Here is a 19,714-nt window from a genome sequence, read left to right as displayed (position 1 = left end):
GACACGCTCGGCGTGGCGACATTGGCAATCTGTAACGTTTCAGTATATTGAGCCAATTCTGGCTGGAGCGCATATCGTATCGCAATGACGGCGATTGCCGACCCAGCCTGCGGCTGCTATGCGCCTGACGGGCGGGACGAATGGACAGACGGCGTACGGACAAGAATGACGAGGCGTCGGCGCAAGGGCGGCCGACGTTGAAGACGCTTGCCTTCATGACCGGGCTCGGCGTCACCACCGTCTCGCGCGCCTTGAAGGATGCTCCGGAGATCGGCGCCGAGACTAGGCGCCGCGTCCAGTTGGTCGCCAAGCAGATCGGCTACCGGCCGAACCGCGCCGGTGTGCGACTGCGCACCGGCAAGACCAATGTCATCAGCCTCGTGCTCAACACCGAGCAGGAGATCATGAGTTTTGTCTCCGACATCATATACGGCGTCTCTGAGGTCATTGCCGACACGCCCTATCACCTGATCGTCACGCCTTATTCGCGCTCTCAGGATCCGCTCGACCCCATACGCTATCTGGTCGAGACCGGTTCCGCCGACGGCGTCATCATTTCACGCACGCAGCCGAACGACGCCAGGGCGCGCTACATGTTGGAACATGGCATTCCCTTTGCCACGCATGGACGCACCGAGATGGGGCTGGTTCATCCCTATCATGATTTCGACAACTACGCCTTCGCGGTGGAAGCCGTGCGGCGCCTGGCCGGCATTGGCCGCCGCAGGCTCGCTTTGCTTGCGCCCCCGGTCGGGCTGACCTATCACAGCCACACCGTCAACGGCTTTGCCGACGCACTGAGCGAGGTCGGCGCCAGCGAGATCCCGTTCAGCACCGTGTCGATCGATCAGTCGATCGAGCAGATCAGGACGAGGACCGCGCAGTTGATGCGCCGCGACGTCAGGCCGGACGGCTTCGTCAGCAGCGCCGCCGCCGCGACGCTCGCGCTCGTCGCCGGCATCGAGGATGCTGGCCTCAAGCTCGGTCGTGACGTCGACATCGTCTCCAAGCAGTCGTCGGACCTTTTGCATTTGTTCCGGCCGGAACTGCTGATCGTCAACGAGAACTTCCGGCTGGCGGGCTCCGAGCTCGCCCGCTCGGTGCTCGGCTGGATCGGCGGCGCCGCGCCCGGCTCGCTGCAGTCGCTCAGCGTGCCGGGCGAAGTCCTGGCTTACAGGCGTTCGGGCGACTAACCCGAGGCGCCGCTGCCCCATGGGCCGTGGAACGCGCCCTGTTCGCCGATGCGTTCGAAGCCATGCGCGCCGAAGAAGTCACGCTGCGCCTGGATCAGGTTGGAGGTGCCGCGGCCCTGGCGATAGCTGTCGAAATAGGCAAGCGCCGAAGCCAGCGCTGGCACCGGCGAGCCGGCCTCGGAAGCCCTGGCCACGGCGCGCCGCAGCGACGGGTGCGCCTCCTGCATCATGGTGATGAAGGCCGGCGCCATCAAAAGGTTGGTCGAAGCGCCGCTGCTGCCGAAAGCCTCGGCCATCGTATCCAGCATCTGCGAGCGGATGATGCAGCCGGCCCGCCAGATCTTGGCGATGGTCGGCATCGGCAGGTTCCAGTTGAACTCCTTCGAGGCGCCGCTCATCACCGCGAAGCCTTGCGCGTAGGCGGATATCTTACCGGCGAACAGCGCCAGTTCGAGGTCTTTCAGCAGCGCATCCTTGTCGCCGGAAATCTTCGTCACGCCGATGTTGCCATAGGCCTTTTGCGCCGCCTGCCGCTCGTCCTTGATCGACGACAGAACGCGCGCCGCCACCGCCGCCTCGATCGCGGTCGCAGGAATGCCGAGCTGCTGCGCCTCGATGACCGACCATTTGCCGGTGCCCTTCTGGCCGGCGCGGTCGAGGATGATGTCGACCACCGGCTTGCCGGTCTTCGGATCGTCGGCGGCCAGCACCTTGGCGGTGATCTCGATCAGGTAAGAATTGAGCCGGCCCTTGTTCCAGGTTTCAAACACTGTGCCGATGTCTTTCGGCCCCATGCCCAGGCCATCGCGCAGGATGCCGTATATCTCGGCGATCATCTGCATGTCGGCATATTCGATGCCATTGTGGATGGTCTTGACGAAATGGCCAGCGCCGTCGGTGCCGAGCCAGGCGGCACACGGCTCGTCCTTGAACTTGGCGGAGATCGCGGTCAGCACCTTCTCGACACGCTTCCAGCTATCTTCGGTGCCGCCGACCATGATCGACGGCCCGTGGCGCGCACCCTCCTCGCCGCCCGACACGCCCATGCCGATGAAGGTCAGGCCCGAGCCCGAAAGCTCGGAGAAGCGCCGCATCGTGTCACGGAAATTGGCATTGCCCGCATCGATGACGATGTCGTTGGCCGACAGCACGCCGCGCAGGGCTTCGATCTGTTCGTCGACCGGCTTGCCGGCCAGCACCATGATGATGATCGGGCGCGGCGGCCGGATCGCGGCGGCGAGCTCGTCCAGGCTGTAGCAGGGAACAACCATATCCCTGAGCGCACCGGCATTCTCGACGAAAGCGTCGGTTCGTGCCCTTGTGCGGTTGAAGACGGCGATGCGGTGGCCATGCTCGGCAATGTTGAGCGCCAGGTTGGAACCCATCGTGCCAAGGCCGATCAGGCCGATTTCGGCTTTTTCCATCGTTTCTTCCCTGCTTTCGGATTTTGTTGAGACCGCGTTTTGCGAACGATGATTGACGGGCCTTGCGGGTCGCGTCAACCGCCTCGCCGAATTGTGTTGCGCCGAGCTCCGGTCGGGGTGCTCGGCCCTACGGCCTGATATCCACCGGCGCCTCGATCTTCACCATGTCGAAATCCGAGACCAGGATGTCGAGGCGCACCGTCCAGCGGCCGGGAACCGGAATGACCAGGTTGTCGACACGCCAGCTGCCGTCGCCGGGCTTGGTCGCCGCTCGCTTCAGCGGCTCGATGCCGGAATCGGGTTTCGACAGGACCAGCGTCACTTCCTTGGCATCGAGCGGCCCGAAATCGCCGCTCATGATGATCATCGAGGCGGCAACCGGTCCGGCATGGCCGGGGGTGATGCTGAGATCGGCCATCGCCTGCAGCGCGTGGATGTGAACCGAGACCGGCTGCGCCGCCGCGATCGCGAGCGCCCTTGGCGGCGGCGTGAAGCGCCAGCCCGCGGCAACGCCGAAGATCGCCAGCACGATCAGAATTTCGACGCCGATCGAACGGGTGAGCCGGCGCTGCACCTCCGTCGATCCCGCCTCGGCCGAGGCGGTGAGTCTCCAGCGGTTGACGGCGGCCAGCGTGAACAGAAAGACCAGCAGCGCGAGCTTGACCAGCAGCAGCCGACCATAGGCGGTGTCGACCAGCGCAACGGGCGTCTGCACCTGGATGACCGCCAGTGCGACGCCGGCCACGGCAAGCACGGCCACCACCGGCATGATCAGGCGCGAAAACCGGCGCAGGAAGGGTGCCGCATGTGCGGACGAACCCTTTAGCGCCAGGCCGAGCGGTACCAGGGCGCCGGCCCAGAAAGCAATGCCGATGCCGTGCAGGAACACCAGCGGCCGCGTCAGCCATTGCGGTTCGGCCGCACTGGCATGGCCGCTGGCGGCAAGCGCAACGCCGACACCGGCGAGGCCCGCAAGGGCGAATGGCCTGGCGACCACGCGCGGTCCGGCCAGCGAAAGCAGGCCAAGCCCCAGTGCGATCAGGGCGATCAGCACCGTCCAGCCGAAGCTGGTGCCAAGCCCGGTTCTCCAGATGACGGGCTGTGCCAGATGGGAGAGCGGCGCCCCGAGCGCATCGAGACCCTGAAAGCCCAGCGAAAGCGGCGCCGCCACCAGCCCACACAGGACCGCGGCCGTGACGAAGCGCTGACCGGCTCGTGCTTCACCGGCCAGCCAGGCAAGCGCGAAGGCTCCGCCAACACCGAGGAAAAGGCCTGTGTAGAGGAAGATCTTGCCGATCCAGATCGCCGACCGCAGCGGCCAGTCGACCGCTTCCGACACGACCGGCGGCTCGCTTGGCGCGCCAATCGAAAACAGCAGCGAGCCGCCGACCGGATGGCCATCGGCGGAAATGACGCGCCAGCTCAGCACATGCGTGCCGGATTTGAGTGCCTGCGGATTGCCGATCTCGACAGTCTGGTCGCTGAGGCGGAAATCGGTCAACGGAACCGGCGTGCCGTCGGGCTTCACCAAGGTCAGCACCAGTGGCGAGACCGGCTCGCTGAAGGTCAGCGAGAACCGCGCCGGAACCTGCGCCAGCACGGCGCCATCGGCCGGATCGGTCTTGATCAGCGCTGCGTGGGCAAAAGCCTGATTTGTCGAGGCCATGACGATAAGCGCCATGACCACGGCGAGCAGCCCGCCGGCGGTCCAGCCGACGCGCTTGCCGGTCAGTGCGGTCCTTTGAAGTGGAAATATAGCGCTCATGCCACCGCCATCGAACCGGCGGCGCACTTTGCGGACGGAGTGCGCCGCCAGGGGATCATTTCTTCGGCAACAGCTTGATGCCGGGCGCCGGATTCTCCAGCGCGTCTTCATCCTGCCCCGCCGCCGGGATTTCGATCCAGCGGTCGGCGGCGCCGTCGCATTCCTGCACCACCGGGAAGTAGAGTTTCTGGCCGACGGGCAGCTCCGCCGTCAGCGTCGCGCGGAAGACGAACTCGTCGTAGAATTCATCCGGCAGGCTGCCGCCGCTCCAGTCGAGTTCCTTGACCCCATCGGTCACCGCCTGTCCGTAGAGCTGGTAGGACTTTTCGTATTTGCCCTTCTTGGTCTGCAGCGTCCAGCCGGGCTTCGGCATCGGCTTCACCGCGATCACCCCTTCCGGAATCTGCACGCGCACGGCGGTCGTCGCCTTGCCCTCGCAACCATGCGGCACGCGCAGGACCGCCTTGTAGGTCGAGCCGACGGCCGCTTCCTGGGTTTCGAGCGTAATGTGCGCGAAGGCGGCATTCGTCCCCAGCGCCAGAAGTGCGCCGGCCGCCAAGAGATACTTGTTCATGATGGTCCCTCTGATCTCAAATTGTAGAACTGGCAGGATCAATTGGCGTGGTCGTCCATGCCGCCGCCCATGCCCTCGACCGCGAACTCGACGCTGACGGTGCCGGCCTTCTCGAAAGTCAGCGTGGCGGAGAATTTTTCGCCCTGCTTGGGTTGCCGCTTCAGGCCGATGAACATCAGATGATAGCCGCCGGGCGCCAGCGCCACCTTGCCGCCGGCCGGAATCTCCAAGCCGCCGGTAACCGGCCGCATGGTCATGACGCCATCCTTGACGCCCATTTCATGCAGCTCGGCTTTTTCAGAGACGTCGGAGGAAATCGACAGCAGCCGGTCCGATGCGCTGCCCTTGTTGGTGATGGTGAAATAGCCGCCGGCCACCTTGGCGCCGGCCGGCGTGGCGCGCGACCAGGGATGTCCGATCTCGAGGTCGCCGACCTTGAACTCGTGCGCCAGGACGGCCTGGGCGCCCAGGAGCACAAGCCCGAAGGCCAGTGCTGCAATGCCGAATTTTTCACGCAAGCGCGAGAGGATGCGGCCGAACATGATGTCCGTCACGATGTGGAGGGAATAAGACATGGTTGCTCCATGAATTGGCGATCGCGCCGATGCCGGCCGCGAACAGTTTGATCTTTGGATGGGTGCGCCCGCGAAAGGTTCCACCGGGCGAACAAGCTCAGGCCGCCGGAGGCGCGCGGGGATTCGACGGCGAGCGCTCGCGGGCGAAGTCGAGATGGATGCTTGCCGGAAAGGCGAAGGCGACCGCTTCGAAGGCCAGGCCTGCCAACCCCAGGCCGGTGTCGGGCGGCGGCGCATGAACGGACGAAAACATGCTGCAGCCAAGCGTGCAGCAGGCCGGCAAATGAGATGGGTGCTGGTCCTCGCCAGGAAGCTGCGTGGCGCCATCGTGGGTACAGATGACGTTGCCGAAGGCATCGAGCTGCGCGGCGTTCGGCCCGATGCCGAAGGCGAATGCGCCGAGCGTCGACTGGAGCAGCAGCAGATAGGCCGCGACAAGCGCGACCGGCATGCTCCACCGTCTCCCCTTCTTGTTCAAACGACTTGCCTGTTCAAACCATCTGGAGAGATACCTATCACGCTCACAGAAGGTCGAAAATCGCCAAATCCAGACTGCGGCAACACGGCACGATCAGGATTTTTGCGGCCGGCTTTCGGGGATCGAGGTCAGCAATGTCTGGCGCGCCGACTTCAGGTGCTTGCGGCAGGCGGCGTCGACCTTGCCGAGATCGCGCGACTTGAGCGCCTCGATATAGGCAAGATGCTCGCCGACCGCGACTTCATTGCGCTCGCGTTCCTGCGCCTTGTTCCATTGGTAGTGGTAGTGGAAGATCATGGCGATGACGTCGTAGAAATCGACGATGAAGCGGTTGTGCGAGGCACGATGGATGAGCCGGTGGAAGCGCTCGTCCAACTCGGAGAACTCGTTGAAGCGCGTCGCGATCTCGCTTGCCAGGAGACGATGCTCCCCGTCCAGTCGATCGAGATCGGCCCAGACCGGGCTGTCCTGTGGCAGCGCCGCGAAGGCGGCGGCCGAGCGCATTTCGAACATCTCGCGGATTTCGGTCAGTTCGAGTGCAAAGGCCCTTGTAAAGCCCTTCAGCACCCAATGGCTGTTGCGGCGCTTCTCGATCAGGCCGAAGCGGGAGAAGCGGATCAGGAACTCGCGCACGCTGGTGGTGCCGACGCCGATCTCGCGCGCCAGTTCGAGCTCGTTGATCTGCATGCCGGCCTCGGCGCCGCTGGCGAGCAGCCGCCGCATGAAGGACCGCTCGATGATCTCGGCCAGCGTGTCGGTCTCTTCCTCGGGGAAGAAATCATCGGGACGCGGATCGCGCAGCACCGTCTTGGCACGCTTGTTCCAGGCGATCAGCCCGGTTTCTTCCATGCGCGTCAGGATGCTGCGCACGGTCGTGCGGCTGACGCCGAGCAGCGCGCCCAACTCAGGCTCCGACGGCAGGCTGCGCGTCTCGTCGAGCAGCCGGAGGCACCTGTTGTAGGCATCCTTGTAGACGTTATTGCTCTTCGACATCCCCTGACCCAATCATGCCGGCGCTTGCGGCTGCCGGCTTGAAGCGCAATATGACGTTCACATGACCCTGAAAAGCGGAATCGCTTTCGCCAGAGGCTCGCCCACCGGTTGCAGCACCACTCATCCAAGGCGGAGCCGCCACGAAAAAACAATTGACGCAAAACTGTTTTTTCCCGATAAAAGACATTAACTCTTAACAGGCGCGTGTCAATCCGCCCGCGCATCCCAGGATCACCCAGGAAACGCTCGTGAACGCCTCAAACACCATTCTTCTGTCCCCCGCCGACAATGTCGCGGTTGCCAATGGCCGCATCGAAATGGGCACCGTGCTGCCAGGCGGCGCGCTTGCCAGCTCCGTCATCGAACCCGGCCACAAGGTCGCGATCAAGCCCATTCCCGCCGGTTCCGCGGTGGTCAAATACGCCCAGGCGATCGGCCGCGCCACGCAGGACATCGCGCCGGGCGAGCACGTCCATTCGCACAATCTGGTATTCGAGGCCGGCCGTCTGCCGGTGGTGCCGCCGAGCGAGGCCGAACACGCGACCGAAGCCGATCGCGCCCGCACCTTCATGGGCTATCGGCGCGCCGACGGCCGTGCCGGCACGCGCAACTTCATCGGCATCGTCGCCAGCGTCAATTGCTCGGCCACTGTCTGCCATTCCATCGCCGACACCGCCAACCGGACCTTGCTGCCGAAATATCCCGGCATCGACGGCTTCGTGCCCATCGTCCACGGCCAGGGCTGCGGCATGAGCGGCACCGGCGATGGCATGATGGTGCTGCACCGCACGCTTGCCGGCTATGCCCGACATCCCAATTTCGGCGGCGTGCTGATGGTCGGCCTCGGCTGCGAGGTCAACCAGCTCACCCTCTACGGCCAGAAGGGTGCGGCCGCGGGAAAGCGCCATTTCAACATCCAGGACGCCGGCGGGTCGCGCAAATCGGTCGAAAAGGCGATGGGCGTGCTGGCCGAAATCGCCGAGGAAGTCGGCCAGTTGAAGCGCGAGCCGATCCCGGTCAGCGAGATCGTCGTCGGCCTGCAATGCGGCGGCTCCGACGGCATGTCGGGCATCACCGCCAATCCGGCACTGGGTGCGGCCGTCGACATCTTGGCCGGCGTCGGCGGTATCGGCATCCTGTCCGAGACCACCGAAANCCGAAATCTATGGCGCCGAGCATCTGCTCGCCTATCGCGCCGCGACGCCCGAGGTCGCCAAGAAACTCGACGGCTATGTGAAGTGGTGGGAAGACCACGTCGCCAAGCATGGCGCCTCGATCGACAACAACCCCTCGCCCGGCAACAAGCGCGGCGGCCTCACCACCATCCTGGAAAAGTCGCTGGGCGCGGTCGCCAAGGGCGGCCAGACGTCGCTCAACGGTGTCTTCGGCTATGCCGAGAAAGTCACCGGCAACGGACTGGTGTTCATGGACACGCCTGGATACGACCCGGTCTCGGCCACCGGCCAGGTCGCGGGTGGCGCCAATGTCATCGTCTTCACCACTGGCCGCGGTTCCTGCTTCGGCTGCCGGCCGACACCATCGATCAAGGTCGCCACCAACTCGACCATGTATCACCAGATGGAAGAGGACATGGACGTCAATTGCGGCGTCATCGCTTCGGGAGAAAAGACCATCGCCGGCATGGGCCGCGAAATCTTCGAACTGATCGTCGAGACGGCTTCGGGCCGCAAGACCAAGAGCGAGGATTTTGGCTATGGCGACAACGAATTCGTGCCCTGGCATCTCGGCGCGACGCTCTAACGTCGACTGAATATCTGCTAGACTTGCCGGGCCGGATGAGGGCCGGCAACGGGGAGGTTGTGCATGGAAAAACGCCGCATCGGCCAGACAGCGCTGGAGGTCACCGAAGTCAGCTTCGGCGGCGCCGCGATCGGCGGCCTTTACCGCGCCTGTTCGCGCGAGGCGGCGATGGAGACGCTGCAAGGCGCCTGGGAGGCGGGCTTGCGCTATTTCGACACCGCACCCTTCTATGGTTTCGGCCTGTCGGAACGGCGCTTCGGCGATTTCCTGCGCTATAAGCCCCGCGTTTCCTACGTGCTGTCCACCAAGGTCGGCCGCCTGTTCCGCCCGGTGCCCGAGGACCAGGTTCCCGACCATTCCTATGTCGATCCGCTGCCCTTCGCGCTCGACTACGACTATTCCTATGACGGCATCATGCGGTCGGTCGACTTCAGCTATGCCCGGCTTGGCCTGAACAAGATCGACATCCTCTATGTGCACGACATCGGCACCTACACGCACGGCGTCGAGAAGACCAAACTGCACTTTCGCCAGTTGATGGACGGTGGCCTCAAGGCGCTCGAGGAGCTGAAGCGGTCGGGTACGATTTCCGCCTACGGGCTCGGCGTCAACGAGGTCCAGATCTGCCTCGACGTGATGCGCCGGGCGCCGCTCGACTGCATCCTGCTCGCCAGCCGCTATTCGCTGCTCGATCGCAGCGCGGAAGCCGAATTGCTGCCCTTGTGCCGGGCGCAGCAGACATCCCTTGTCATCGGCGGCGTGTTCAACTCCGGCATATTGGCGACCGGGCCCGTACAAGGCGCGCATTTCGACTACCGGCCCGCCAACCGCGATATGCTCGACCGTGTCGACGCCATGGAGAAGATTGCCGGCGAAGGCGGCTACCCGCTGGCCGCCGCCGCATTCCAGTTTCCCCTGCACGAGCCAGCGGTCGCTACCGTGCTGACCGGCACCGCCAAGCTGGCGAACCTGACACGAAACCTCGAACTGCTCGACATCGACGTGCCGGGGACGGAATACGCCAAATATCGTCCCTACACCGTGGTCCAGGATCTGACGTGAAGCCGGTATCCGCACCGTTATGCCGTCAATGGCAGACCCAGCTTCACAAATCCGCGACCTCGCATGAAGAATGAATATTCCATATTGACTGACACATGGAATTAATATTCCATGTGTTCCCAGAACGGAACGGGAGCTTCTGGCTGCATTTGGGGAGGAGCGGCGTGTGAATGTGTCTTCGCCCGAGGTCGGGCGCGAAACACCGCTTGCATCGGCCGGATCGATGCACTATCAAAACAGCGTAAATGTTTTTTATTGATAAAGTTCTGTTTGGGCCACGCCTATCCGAACGGAGCTTCCGTAACGTTCACCGGGCGACTTAGGGAGGATCCTATGAAATTCGTAACCAGCATTCTCAACCGCCGCGCCGTCATGGCGCTGGCCGCGGCGTCCATGCTCGCCGGCGTCATGCATTCGGCGCCGGTTTCGGCGGCGGACGTGACGATTCCGATCATCGTCAAGGACACCACGTCGTTCTACTGGCAGATCGTGCTTGCCGGCGCCCGCAAGGCCGGCAAGGATCTCGGCGTCAACGTGCCGGAACTCGGCGCCCAGGCTGAAACCGACGTCAACGGCCAGATCTCGATCCTCGAGAACGCCGTGGCCGGCAGCCCGGCCGCCGTCGTCATCGCGCCGACCGAAGCCAAGGCGCTCGGCAAGCCGATCGACGAGGCGGCGAGCAAGGTCAAGATCATCGGCATCGACTCCAGCGCCGACTCCAAGGCCTTCACCTCGTTCCTGACCACCGACAACGTCCAGGGCGGCCGCGTCGCAGCGGACGGTCTTGCGGCGGCCATCGGCGCGGCCAATGGCGGCAAGGTGGAAGGCAAGGTTGCCTTGATCACCGCACTGCCCGGCGCCGGCTCGCTCGAGCAGCGCGCCCAGGGCTTCAAGGAACAGCTCAAGGCGAAGTATCCCGGCCTTGAACTGGTCGCCGACAAATATGCCGACGGCCAGGCCACGACCGGCCTCAACATCGCGACCGACCTGATCACCGCCAATCCGGACCTGAAGGGCATCTTCGCGTCCAACCTGATCATGGCGCAGGGCGTCGGCCAGGCGATCGCCGAGAACAACCTTGCCGGCAAGGTCGGGCTGATCGGCTTCGACAGCGACGAGAAGCTGATCAAGTTCTTGAACGACGGCGTCATTTCCGGCCTCGTTGTCCAGGATCCGTACCGGATGGGCTATGATGGCATCAAGACCGCGCTCGCCGCCTCGAAGGGCGAAAAGGTCGAAGCCAATGTCGACACCGGCGCCAACCTCGTCACCAAGGCCAACATGAAGGATCCCAAGATCGACGCGCTGCTTAATCCGAAGCTCTAGCATCGGTACAGCCGCACAGTTTCCGGGGCCTGGTGCCCCGGAAACGACAGTCATATAGCTTGGAAATCCGTCAGCCTGGGCTAGGCTGCCTCAGCGGGCGTTCAAGAGCCTCGCGGCGTGCCAAATCGTGAGGCCGGTCTGGGAAGCCAGTCTCGGAGGCCCATTTGGGAGGCCCATTTTGGGAGGATTGTCATGACATCGACGGCGCAAGACCTGCACCCTGCTCCCGTTCTGGAGCCCGGCAGGACGATCCTGGAACTACAGGGGCTGGAGAAGAAGTATCCTGGCACCCATGCGCTGAAACCGGTGACCCTCGCGTTCAAGGCGGGTGAGATTCACGCCATCGTCGGCGAGAACGGTGCCGGCAAATCCACTCTGATCAAGCTTCTGACCGGCGTCATGCCGCGCACCTCGGGTGAGGTCATCTGGGAAGGCAAACCGGCCGCACTCGAGACCCCCCATGAGGCGATGGCGCTCGGCATCAATGCCGTCCACCAGGAAGTCGTGCTCTGCCGCCATCTGACCGTCGCCGCCAACATGTTCCTCGGCGAGGAGAATTCGCGCTTCGGCATCCTGCAGCAGCGCGCCATGGTCAAGGAAGCACAGAAGATTCTCGACGATCTCGGCTTCGACCTGCCGGCGCATGTCGTGCTCGGCGACCTCACCATCGGCCAGCAGCAACTGATCGCCGCCGCCCGCGCCACCGTGCGCGGCACCAAATTCCTCATCTTCGACGAGCCGACCGCCTACCTGACCCGCAAGGAGGCCGACCAGCTCTTCACCCTGATCCGCAGGCTGAAATCCGAAGGCGTGACCATCATCTACATCAGCCATCGCATGGAGGAAGTGTTCGAACTCGCCGATCGCGTCTCCGTGCTGCGCGACGGCACGCTGGTCGGCACCAGGAACATCGCCGAGACCAACGACGCCGAACTGGTCAAGCTGATGATCAACCGCTCGATCGAGCAGATCTACCACAAGGAGCATTTCACCCCGGGGGCAGCGATCGTCGAAGCGCGCAACCTGTCCGGCAAGGGGTTTGAAAATATCTCGATGATGGTTCGCGCCGGCGAGATCGTCGGACTCTACGGCCTGATCGGCGCCGGCCGCAGCGAATTCGTCACCACCCTCTACGGCCGCCATCGCAAATCGGCCGGCCATATCCTGTGGGAAGGCAAGGACGTTCTGGTCAATTCCGAGCACGACGCGATCAGGCTCGGCATGGCGCTGGCGCCTGAAAGCCGCCGCGATCAGGGCCTCTGTCTCAATCTGCCGGTCGGCTTCAATCTCAACCTGCCGATCTACAAGCGCATCTCGAACAATCTGCTGATCTCCGGCGTGCAGGAAAAAACCCAGGCCGACCGCCAGATCGCCGATCTCAGGATCAAGACGCCGACGCGCAATGCACTGGCCTCCAGCCTGTCGGGCGGCAACCAGCAGAAGATCGTCATCGGCAAATGGCTGGCGCATGGCGCCAAGCTGTTCATCTTCGACGAGCCGACGGTCGGCGTCGATGTCGGCACCAAGGCCGAGATCTATCGCCTGTTCAGCGCGCTCTTGTCGAAGGGTGCCGGCATTATCCTGATCTCCTCCTATCTGCCGGAAGTCTATGAGCTTGCCGACACGCTGCATGTGTTCCGCCGCGGCAAATTGGTGGCGACACACGGGTTCCGCACCGCCGATCACGAGGAAATTCTCACTCAGGCGCTCGCCGAGAAACAAGAAAAGCTGGGAGGACAGATATGAGCACCGAGGCGATTCCTGCTGAAAAACCGAAGCGCAACTACAACGCCTTGTTCGGACTGACACTGCTGGCGCTGCTGGTGCTGCTGTGGGTCATCCTGTCGCTATCGACATCGAGCTTCGCCTCGGCGAACAACATCTCGAACCTCTTGCGCCAGGGCTCGATGATCGCCATCCTGGCTGTCGGCCAGACCTTCGTCATCATCACCGGAGGCATCGACCTCTCTGTCGGCGCCGTCGTCGGCTTCGCCACCGTCATTGCGGCGATGCTGATCAATGCCGGAATACCAGTGTTCCTCGCCATTCTGATCACGCTGCTGGTGGGCGTCGCCATCGGCCTGTTCCATGGTTTTGGCATCGTCAAGATGGGGCTGCCGCCCTTCATCATCACGCTGGCTACGCTGACATCCTTGCGCGGCATCGGCCTTCTGATGACCAACGGCAACTCGATCTCGATCAACAACGATGCCTTCCAGGTATTCTCGCGCAACTCCTTCCTCGGCGTCCCCAATCTGTTCTGGATGGTCATCCTGGTCGGCATCCCGGCCTATGTCTTCCTGCATCACAGCCGCTGGGGCCGCTATCTCTTCTCGGTCGGCTCCAACGCCGAAGCCTCGCGCCTGTCGGGCGTCAACGTCCAGCGCACCATCTATATGGCCTACACGCTGTCGGGTCTGTGCGCTGCCTTCGTCGGCGTGCTGTTGGCCTCGCGCATCGGCATCGGCAATCCGACCCAGGCCGAGGGCTGGGAGCTGCAGGCGATCGCGTCCTCGGTGATCGGCGGCACCTCGCTGTTCGGCGCGGTCGGCTCGGTGCATGGCCCGCTGCTAGGCGCCTTCATTCTCGCCACCATCAACAACGGCGCAAACCTGTTGAACGTCAACGCCTTCTGGCAACGCATCATCACCGGCGTTCTGATCATCGTCATCGTCTATTTCGACGGCCTGCGCCGCCGCGGTGGCAAATGACCCGCCACTGAAATTGGTCGCCGGCGCGCATCAAAGATGGGCCGGCGACTTCATGACCGACTGGATTGAAAGCATGAAAGCCGTCGTCTGCCGCTCGCCCGGCGAGCTTGTCCTGGAAGATCGCCCGGCGCCAGGAGCACCCCCAGCCGGCTGGGCGCTGGTCGCGGTCAGCCATGTCGGCATCTGCGGCACCGATTATCACATCTTCGAAGGCAAGCACCCGTTCCTCGCCTATCCCCGCATCATGGGCCACGAAGTGTCGGGAACGATCGTCGAGGCCGGCGAAGGCGTCGACTTGGCCCTTGGCGAGCCGGTCGTCATCAATCCCTATCTGTCCTGCGGCAAATGCATCGCCTGCCGGCACGGCAAGCCGAATTGCTGCGTCAGGATCGAGGTGCTCGGCGTCCATCGCGACGGCGCCATGTGCGAAAACATTCTTGTCCCGGCTCAAAATCTCTACCCGGCGAACGGCCTGTCGTTGGCGGATGCCGCCGCCGTCGAATTCCTGGCCATCGGCGCGCATGCCGTGCGGCGCTCACGCGCCGATCCCGGCGCCCGCACGCTGGTCATCGGCGCCGGCCCGATCGGCCTCGGCACCGCCATCTTCGCCCGCATCGCAGGGCTCGACGTGACGCTGCTCGACATGAGCGGCGAGAGACTTGCCTTCGCCGCAACCGAACTCGGCTTCAAGACCCTCGACGGCTCGCGCGGCGCAGTGCCCGATCTGGTCAGGGACGCGACATCAGGCGAAGGTTTCGACGTGGTCTTCGACGCCACCGGCAACACCCGGTCGGTGCAGTCGGCCTTCGCCCATGTCGCCCATGGCGGCACATTGGTGCTGGTCAGCGTCGTCAAGGACGACATCGTCTTTTCCGACCCCGAATTCCACAAGCGCGAGATGACGCTGGTCGGCAGCCGCAATGCCTTGCGCGCTGACTTCGACCATGTCGCTGCCTCGATCCGCAACGGTGCGGTGCCGCTGGCCAAGCTCGTGACCCACCGCACATCGCTCGACGATACGCCGCGCGATCTCGCCCGCTGGGCGCATGAGAAATCCGGCCTGATCAAGGCCGTGATCGAGGTGGGTCATAACATGGCAGAGCCCGGCCCGAATTGACGACGCTCCGCGCAACGTCGACCCCCACGGAGTGGGGGAAGGCGGCCCTCAAATGCGCCGCCGCTGACAAGTGAACGCGACCGAGTTGGGCTGATGTCAGCGTGAGCCAGATGATCACGGTCTCGTATAACGCCGGCACTTCCTACAGCGCCGACAGTTTAAGCTCCACCCGCTCGGCCGAGAAACGCGTCTCGGAAAACTGGATCGGCTGGCCGTCAGGCGTGACGTTGACGGCGACCGTGACCAGCACGATGGCACCCGGCTGCAGGCCGAGATCGGCAAGGTCGCCCGCATCGGCGTGGCGCGCCGACAGCACGGTCGATTGCCGGAGATAATCGTCAATGCCGAAACGCATCAGCGACGCGGTGATCGAGCCGGTTTGCGCCATGGCCTTGTCGATGCCGGCAAAGCGCCTGGCATCGAACCAGCTGGCCGCGCGCGACACCGGCCGGCCATCTGCTTCGCCGCGCGTCTCCAGCCTTATCACCTCGGCGTCCCTGGCCAAGCCAAGACCCTCGGCGACGCGCTGGCTGGCCGGCTCGACCGAGGAAGCCAGCAGCACGGTGTGCCGCTCCGACGTCTGCCCTTGCAGGCCTGTCGAGAAGCGGGTGCGCGCGCCGATCGGATAGGACAGCCGCTTGCGCGACAGCACGAAGGTGCCGCGCCCCTGCTCGGCCCGCAGCACCCCTTCCTGGACGAGGGCTGATATGGCGCTGCGCACTGTGTGGCGGTTGACGCCATAGCGCTCGGCCAGCGCCACCTCCGGCGGCAGAGCCGTATTCTCGGCGAAATCGCCGATGGCGATCGCGTGCAGGATCTTGTCGGCGATCTGCCGCCACAGCGAAACGCCGCTGCGCCGCTCGATGCCGTCAGCCGCCATCTGCCCAATCATGACTTGCCCCACCCAGCTTCTGTCGCCCCAGCCTTCATGACTTGTCACGCACCCGTCATGGACTCGCGTTAGGTAATATGTATAATTTGTATGGTTGTCTATATCAATAGACAAATTTACCAAAGAGGAATGCTGCTGATGCGAGGACAGGAAGCCCGCGACCAGGCGGGGCGCAAAGCCGCCATGGCAACGCTGGCGCAATCCAGCGGTGATGACATCGTCCGGCTCTGGAACGAGGCCGGGCTGCCTTCGGAGGCTGAATTGCTGCGTGGCCCCGAGACCGGGCTGGTGACGTTGCGCGGCCGCATCGGCGGTGGCGGCGCGCCCTTCAATGTCGGTGAGGCAACGGTCACCCGTGCCACCGTCCGCCTGCCGTCGGGACAGGTTGGCCATTGCTACGCGCTTGGCCGCGACAAGCAAAAGGCCAAGCTGGCGGCAATAGCCGACGCGCTGTGGCAGGACCCTGCCCGCCGCGCCGAGGTCGAGACCCGGCTGATTGCGCCTCTGCAATCCGCCTTGGCCACCGCCCAGGAGAAACGCCGCGCCGAGACGGCGGCAACAAAGGTGGATTTCTTCACCATGGTTCGCGGAGAAGATTGATGGAGATCGCAGCGCAATCGATCGAAGGCGGTTTCGCCGATCCGGTTTTCAACGCCCAAGCGGTGTTCCGCGCGATCATGGACGCCATGGCGCGGCCGGGCAGCGTGCAGCCCTTGCCGGTCCTGGCCCGCCCGCCGGCACCGCTCTCGGCAACAGCCGGCGCCATCGCGCTGACGCTCTGCGATAACGACACGCCGCTCTGGCTCGATCCCGCCCTGCACGCCTCCGCCGCGATCGGCTCCTGGCTCGGCTTCCACACCGGCGCGCCGCTGGCCAACACGCCAGCCGATGCGCATTTCGCCTTCATCGCCACGCCCGCCGAGATGATGGCGATCGACGGCTTTTCGCAGGGAACGCAGGACTATCCCGACCGTTCGACCACGCTAATCCTGCAGGTCGGCGATCTCGTGTCAGGGACCCCGCTGTTGCTTGGTGGGCCGGGCATCGAAACCAGTGCAACCATCGCGCCGGCGCAGATGCCGCGCCATTTTGTCGAGCAGTGGAAGCAAAACAATCAGCGCTTTCCACGCGGCGTCGACATCATCCTCGCCACATCGGAAGGCGTGGCCTGCCTGCCGCGCACGACGCGCATCAAGACGATGGAGGCCTAGGATGTATGTCGCGGTAAAAGGCGGCGAGGCCGCAATTGCCAATGCCCACAGCTTGCTTGCCGATCGTCGGCGCGGCGACCGTTCGGTGCCCGCGCTTCGCCTAGACCAGATCGTCGAGCAGTTGGCGCTCGGCGTCGACCGGGTGATGAGCGAGGGTTCGCTCTACGACCGCGAACTCGCCGCGCTCGCCATCGTCCAGGCGCGCGGCGACATGATCGAGGCGATCTTCCTGGTGCGCGCCTATCGCACCACACTGCCGCGCTTCGGCTACTCGAAGCCGATCGACACCGGCGCCATGCGGGTCGAGCGGCGCGTGTCGGCAACCTACAAGGACCTGCCCGGCGGCCAGTTGCTTGGACCCACCTTCGACTACACCCACCGGCTGCTCGATCCCGAGCTTGCCGCCGGCGCCGAGGTCGCCGCGACCTTGCAGCGCGAGACGGAAGCGCAGGCGATGCCGCGCGTCTCGGCGATCCTCGCCCGCGAAGGCCTGATCGAGCCGGATGGCGAGATGCCGCAGGACCATGTCCCCGGCGACATCACCCGTGAGCCGCTGGAATTCCCGATGGCGCGCGACATCCGCCTACAGGCGCTGTCGCGCGGCGATGAGGGCTTCCTGCTGGCGCTCGGCTATTCCACCCAGCGCGGCTATGCCCGCAACCACCCCTTTGTCGGCGAAATCCGCATCGGCGAGGTCGAGCTGGAGCTCGACGTGCCCGAACTGCCTTTCGCGGTGCCGCTCGGCAGCGTGCGCGTCACCGAATGCCAGATGGTCAACCAGTTCAAGGGCTCGGCCAAGGCGCCGCCGCAGTTCACCCGCGGCTACGGTCTCGTCTTCGGCCAGAGCGAGCGCAAGGCGATGGCGATGGCGCTCTGCGACCGCGCGCTGCGCGCCTCGGAACTGGGCGAGGACGTCGTTGCCGCCGCCCAGGACGAGGAATTCGTCATCTCGCATTCCGACAATGTCCAGGCGACCGGCTTCGTCGAGCATCTGAAGCTGCCGCACTATGTCGACTTCCAGGCCGAACTCGACCTCGTGCGCCGCATGCGCGCCGAGTATGAGGCCCGCGAAAATCCGATGACGAAGGACGAGAAGAAGGAGGCGGCGGAATGACGACGCAATCGACCGACATCGCCACCTATAACTTCGCCTATCTCGACGAACAGACCAAAAGGATGATCCGCCGAGCGATCCTCAAGGGCATCGCCATCCCCGGCTACCAGGTGCCGTTCGCCTCGCGCGAAATGCCGATGCCCTATGGCTGGGGCACAGGGGGCGTCCAGGTCACCGCCTCGATTATCGGCCCCGACGATGTCCTGAAGGTCATCGACCAGGGCGCCGACGACACCACCAACGCGGTCTCGATCCGCGCCTTCTTCAAGAAGGTCGCCAATGTCGCCGTCACGACCGATACCGCCAGCGCCACCATCATCCAGACCCGCCACCGCATCCCCGAGCATCCACTGACGGCGGGCCAGGTGCTGGTCTATCAGGTGCCGATCCCCGAACCGCTGCGCTTCCTCGAACCGCGCGAGACTGAAACACGCAAGATGCATGCGCTGGAGGAATACGGGCTCATGCATGTGAAGCTCTACGAGGACATCGCCAAGCACGGCCGCATCGCCACCACCTATGCCTATCCGGTCAAGGTCGAGGGCCGCTACGTGATGGACCCGTCGCCGACGCCGAAATTCGACAATCCCAAGATGCACCGCTCGCCGGCCCTGCAGCTGTTCGGCGCCGGCCGCGAGAAGCGTATCTACGCGGTGCCGCCGTTCACCGAGGTCGTCAGCCTGGACTTCGAGGATCATCCATTCGAAGTCCAGACCTTCGACCAGCCCTGCGCGCTGTGCGCGGCCGAGAATGTCTATCTCGACGAGGTCATTCTCGACGACCATGGCGGCCACATGTTCGTCTGCTCCGACACCGATTATTGCGAGAAGCGGCGGGCCGACGGCCATCGCGGCCACCTTGCTCCGGAAACCCATTCCGTCTCGGAAAAATTGGAGCCGGCGCAATGACCGACGAACCACTGCTGCGCGTCTCGGCGCTCTCCAAATTCTACGGCTCGCGCGTCGGCTGCGACAATGTTTCGTTCGACCTCTGGCCGGGCGAGGTCCTGGCTGTGGTCGGCGAATCCGGCTCCGGCAAGACGACGCTGCTCAACTGCCTGTCGACGCGATTGCTGCCTTCATCGGGCACCGCCAGCTACCGCATGCGTGACGGCCAGTTCCGCGAGCTCTACCGCATGAGCGAGGCCGAGCGCCGCTTCCTGATGCGCACCGACTGGGGCTTCGTCCATCAGAACCCCGCCGATGGCCTGCGCATGACGGTGTCTGCCGGCGCCAATGTCGGCGAACGATTGATGGCGGTCGGCGACCGCCACTATGGCAAGATCCGCGCCACCGCCGTCGACTGGCTGTCGCGCGTCGAGATCGAGCAAGACCGCATCGACGACGAGCCCCGCGCCTTTTCCGGCGGCATGCGCCAGCGCTTGCAGATCGCCCGCAATCTCGTCACGGGACCACGGCTGGTGTTCATGGACGAGCCAACCGGTGGCCTCGATGTTTCGGTCCAGGCCCGCCTGCTCGACCTCCTGCGCGGGCTGGTCACCGATCTCGGTCTCGCGGC

18 protein-coding genes and 1 pseudogene are annotated in these 19,714 nt (G+C 64.3%); 12 read left to right on the top strand and 7 right to left on the bottom strand.

Annotated elements, in window-relative coordinates:
* The first annotated feature begins 140 nt into the window (after positions 1-140).
* Positions 141-1,193, top strand: coding sequence for a LacI family transcriptional regulator (locus X741_RS145805; protein WP_023779229.1), 1,053 nt, complete (start codon positions 141-143; stop codon positions 1,191-1,193).
* Here the strand turns inward: X741_RS145805 and gndA are convergent.
* The 6 genes from gndA to X741_RS145835 all read right to left on the bottom strand — a co-directional run bounded on the left by gndA (position 1,190) and on the right by X741_RS145835 (position 7,002).
* Positions 1,190-2,617: an NADP-dependent phosphogluconate dehydrogenase gene (gene gndA, locus X741_RS145810; protein WP_023779228.1), complete on the bottom strand. Its 1,428-nt coding sequence runs from the start codon at positions 2,615-2,617 to the stop codon at positions 1,190-1,192. The two genes, X741_RS145805 and gndA, sit on opposite strands and share 4 nt — an antisense overlap.
* A 127-nt stretch (positions 2,618-2,744) precedes the next feature.
* Positions 2,745-4,382, bottom strand: coding sequence for a copper resistance CopC/CopD family protein (locus X741_RS145815; RefSeq protein WP_023779227.1), 1,638 nt, complete (start codon positions 4,380-4,382; stop codon positions 2,745-2,747).
* Between the two features lie 55 nt (positions 4,383-4,437).
* Positions 4,438-4,956 carry a YcnI family protein gene (locus X741_RS145820; RefSeq protein WP_023779226.1) on the bottom strand — a complete coding sequence of 173 codons (519 nt, stop codon included), beginning with the start codon at positions 4,954-4,956 and terminating at the stop codon, positions 4,438-4,440.
* 38 nt (positions 4,957-4,994) lie between these two features.
* A complete protein-coding gene (locus X741_RS145825) occupies positions 4,995-5,531 on the bottom strand; it encodes a copper chaperone PCu(A)C (protein ID WP_023779225.1) in 537 nt (178 codons plus the stop codon).
* Positions 5,532-5,628: 97 nt separating this feature from the next.
* On the bottom strand, positions 5,629-5,982 hold the full coding sequence (locus X741_RS145830; RefSeq protein ID WP_023779224.1) for a DUF2946 family protein: 354 nt from the start codon (positions 5,980-5,982) through the stop codon (positions 5,629-5,631).
* A gap of 120 nt (positions 5,983-6,102) precedes the next feature.
* Positions 6,103-7,002 carry a GntR family transcriptional regulator gene (locus X741_RS145835; protein ID WP_023779223.1) on the bottom strand — a complete coding sequence of 300 codons (900 nt, stop codon included), beginning with the start codon at positions 7,000-7,002 and terminating at the stop codon, positions 6,103-6,105.
* 248 nt (positions 7,003-7,250) lie between these two features.
* On the opposite strand from X741_RS145835, the pseudogene X741_RS01000000167050 reads away from it, so the two are divergent.
* The 6 genes and pseudogenes from X741_RS01000000167050 (at position 7,251) to X741_RS145860 (ending at position 14,979) form a co-directional block, all read left to right on the top strand.
* Positions 7,251-8,763 (top strand): annotated as a pseudogene (locus X741_RS01000000167050) (altronate dehydratase family protein).
* Positions 8,764-8,826: 63 nt separating this feature from the next.
* A complete protein-coding gene (locus X741_RS145840) occupies positions 8,827-9,825 on the top strand; it encodes an aldo/keto reductase (RefSeq protein ID WP_023779222.1) in 999 nt (332 codons plus the stop codon).
* A gap of 333 nt (positions 9,826-10,158) precedes the next feature.
* Positions 10,159-11,151, top strand: coding sequence for an ABC transporter substrate-binding protein (locus X741_RS145845; RefSeq protein ID WP_013892937.1), 993 nt, complete (start codon positions 10,159-10,161; stop codon positions 11,149-11,151).
* Positions 11,152-11,343: 192 nt separating this feature from the next.
* Positions 11,344-12,897 carry a sugar ABC transporter ATP-binding protein gene (locus X741_RS145850; protein WP_023779221.1) on the top strand — a complete coding sequence of 518 codons (1,554 nt, stop codon included), beginning with the start codon at positions 11,344-11,346 and terminating at the stop codon, positions 12,895-12,897.
* Entirely contained in the window at positions 12,894-13,862 is a 969-nt protein-coding gene (locus tag X741_RS145855; RefSeq protein ID WP_013892935.1) for an ABC transporter permease, read from the top strand. The genes X741_RS145850 and X741_RS145855 overlap by 4 nt, the downstream gene beginning before the upstream one ends.
* 73 nt (positions 13,863-13,935) lie before the next feature.
* Positions 13,936-14,979, top strand: a complete 1,044-nt coding sequence (locus X741_RS145860; protein WP_023779220.1) for a zinc-binding alcohol dehydrogenase family protein — start codon at positions 13,936-13,938, stop codon at positions 14,977-14,979.
* Between the two features lie 142 nt (positions 14,980-15,121).
* On the opposite strand, the gene phnF is transcribed toward X741_RS145860, so the two are convergent.
* A complete protein-coding gene (gene phnF / locus X741_RS145865; protein ID WP_023779219.1) occupies positions 15,122-15,871 on the bottom strand; it encodes a phosphonate metabolism transcriptional regulator PhnF in 750 nt (249 codons plus the stop codon).
* Positions 15,872-16,009: 138 nt separating this feature from the next.
* Between phnF and phnG the strand changes: the two genes are divergently transcribed.
* From phnG to phnK, 5 genes are all read left to right on the top strand, one after another.
* On the top strand, positions 16,010-16,471 hold the full coding sequence (gene phnG / locus X741_RS145870) for a phosphonate C-P lyase system protein PhnG (protein ID WP_023763987.1): 462 nt from the start codon (positions 16,010-16,012) through the stop codon (positions 16,469-16,471).
* On the top strand, positions 16,471-17,082 hold the full coding sequence (gene phnH / locus X741_RS145875; RefSeq protein ID WP_023779218.1) for a phosphonate C-P lyase system protein PhnH: 612 nt from the start codon (positions 16,471-16,473) through the stop codon (positions 17,080-17,082). The genes phnG and phnH overlap by 1 nt, the downstream gene beginning before the upstream one ends.
* A gap of 1 nt (position 17,083) precedes the next feature.
* Entirely contained in the window at positions 17,084-18,196 is a 1,113-nt protein-coding gene (locus X741_RS145880; protein ID WP_023779217.1) for a carbon-phosphorus lyase complex subunit PhnI, read from the top strand.
* On the top strand, positions 18,193-19,104 hold the full coding sequence (locus tag X741_RS145885) for an alpha-D-ribose 1-methylphosphonate 5-phosphate C-P-lyase PhnJ (RefSeq protein ID WP_023779216.1): 912 nt from the start codon (positions 18,193-18,195) through the stop codon (positions 19,102-19,104). Before X741_RS145880 ends, X741_RS145885 begins: the two co-directional genes overlap by 4 nt.
* The coding region (phnK, locus tag X741_RS145890) for a phosphonate C-P lyase system protein PhnK (protein ID WP_023779215.1) at positions 19,101-19,714 on the top strand (614 nt) is incomplete at its 3' end. The genes X741_RS145885 and phnK, both read left to right, overlap by 4 nt.

The sequence above is a fragment of the Mesorhizobium sp. LNHC221B00 genome (assembly GCF_000502935.1).
Lineage (GTDB): Bacteria > Pseudomonadota > Alphaproteobacteria > Rhizobiales > Rhizobiaceae > Mesorhizobium > Mesorhizobium opportunistum.
This window is presented reverse-complemented; position numbering and strand designations above follow the sequence as displayed.

Excerpts from the sequence above, each read along its gene's own strand:
- X741_RS145805 (WP_023779229.1), top strand. The coding sequence starts at position 141 with ATGGACAGACGGCGTACGGACAAGAATGACGAGGCGTCGGCGCAAGGG.
- gndA (WP_023779228.1), bottom strand. The coding sequence starts at position 2,617 with ATGGAAAAAGCCGAAATCGGCCTGATCGGCCTTGGCACGATGGGTTCC.
- X741_RS145815 (WP_023779227.1), bottom strand. The coding sequence starts at position 4,382 with ATGAGCGCTATATTTCCACTTCAAAGGACCGCACTGACCGGCAAGCGC.
- X741_RS145820 (WP_023779226.1), bottom strand. The coding sequence starts at position 4,956 with ATGAACAAGTATCTCTTGGCGGCCGGCGCACTTCTGGCGCTGGGGACG.
- X741_RS145825 (WP_023779225.1), bottom strand. The coding sequence starts at position 5,531 with ATGTCTTATTCCCTCCACATCGTGACGGACATCATGTTCGGCCGCATC.
- X741_RS145830 (WP_023779224.1), bottom strand. The coding sequence starts at position 5,982 with ATGCCGGTCGCGCTTGTCGCGGCCTATCTGCTGCTGCTCCAGTCGACG.
- X741_RS145835 (WP_023779223.1), bottom strand. The coding sequence starts at position 7,002 with ATGTCGAAGAGCAATAACGTCTACAAGGATGCCTACAACAGGTGCCTC.
- X741_RS145840 (WP_023779222.1), top strand. The coding sequence starts at position 8,827 with ATGGAAAAACGCCGCATCGGCCAGACAGCGCTGGAGGTCACCGAAGTC.
- X741_RS145845 (WP_013892937.1), top strand. The coding sequence starts at position 10,159 with ATGAAATTCGTAACCAGCATTCTCAACCGCCGCGCCGTCATGGCGCTG.
- X741_RS145850 (WP_023779221.1), top strand. The coding sequence starts at position 11,344 with ATGACATCGACGGCGCAAGACCTGCACCCTGCTCCCGTTCTGGAGCCC.
- X741_RS145855 (WP_013892935.1), top strand. The coding sequence starts at position 12,894 with ATGAGCACCGAGGCGATTCCTGCTGAAAAACCGAAGCGCAACTACAAC.
- X741_RS145860 (WP_023779220.1), top strand. The coding sequence starts at position 13,936 with ATGAAAGCCGTCGTCTGCCGCTCGCCCGGCGAGCTTGTCCTGGAAGAT.
- phnF (WP_023779219.1), bottom strand. The coding sequence starts at position 15,871 with ATGATTGGGCAGATGGCGGCTGACGGCATCGAGCGGCGCAGCGGCGTT.
- phnG (WP_023763987.1), top strand. The coding sequence starts at position 16,010 with ATGCGAGGACAGGAAGCCCGCGACCAGGCGGGGCGCAAAGCCGCCATG.
- phnH (WP_023779218.1), top strand. The coding sequence starts at position 16,471 with ATGGAGATCGCAGCGCAATCGATCGAAGGCGGTTTCGCCGATCCGGTT.
- X741_RS145880 (WP_023779217.1), top strand. The coding sequence starts at position 17,084 with ATGTATGTCGCGGTAAAAGGCGGCGAGGCCGCAATTGCCAATGCCCAC.
- X741_RS145885 (WP_023779216.1), top strand. The coding sequence starts at position 18,193 with ATGACGACGCAATCGACCGACATCGCCACCTATAACTTCGCCTATCTC.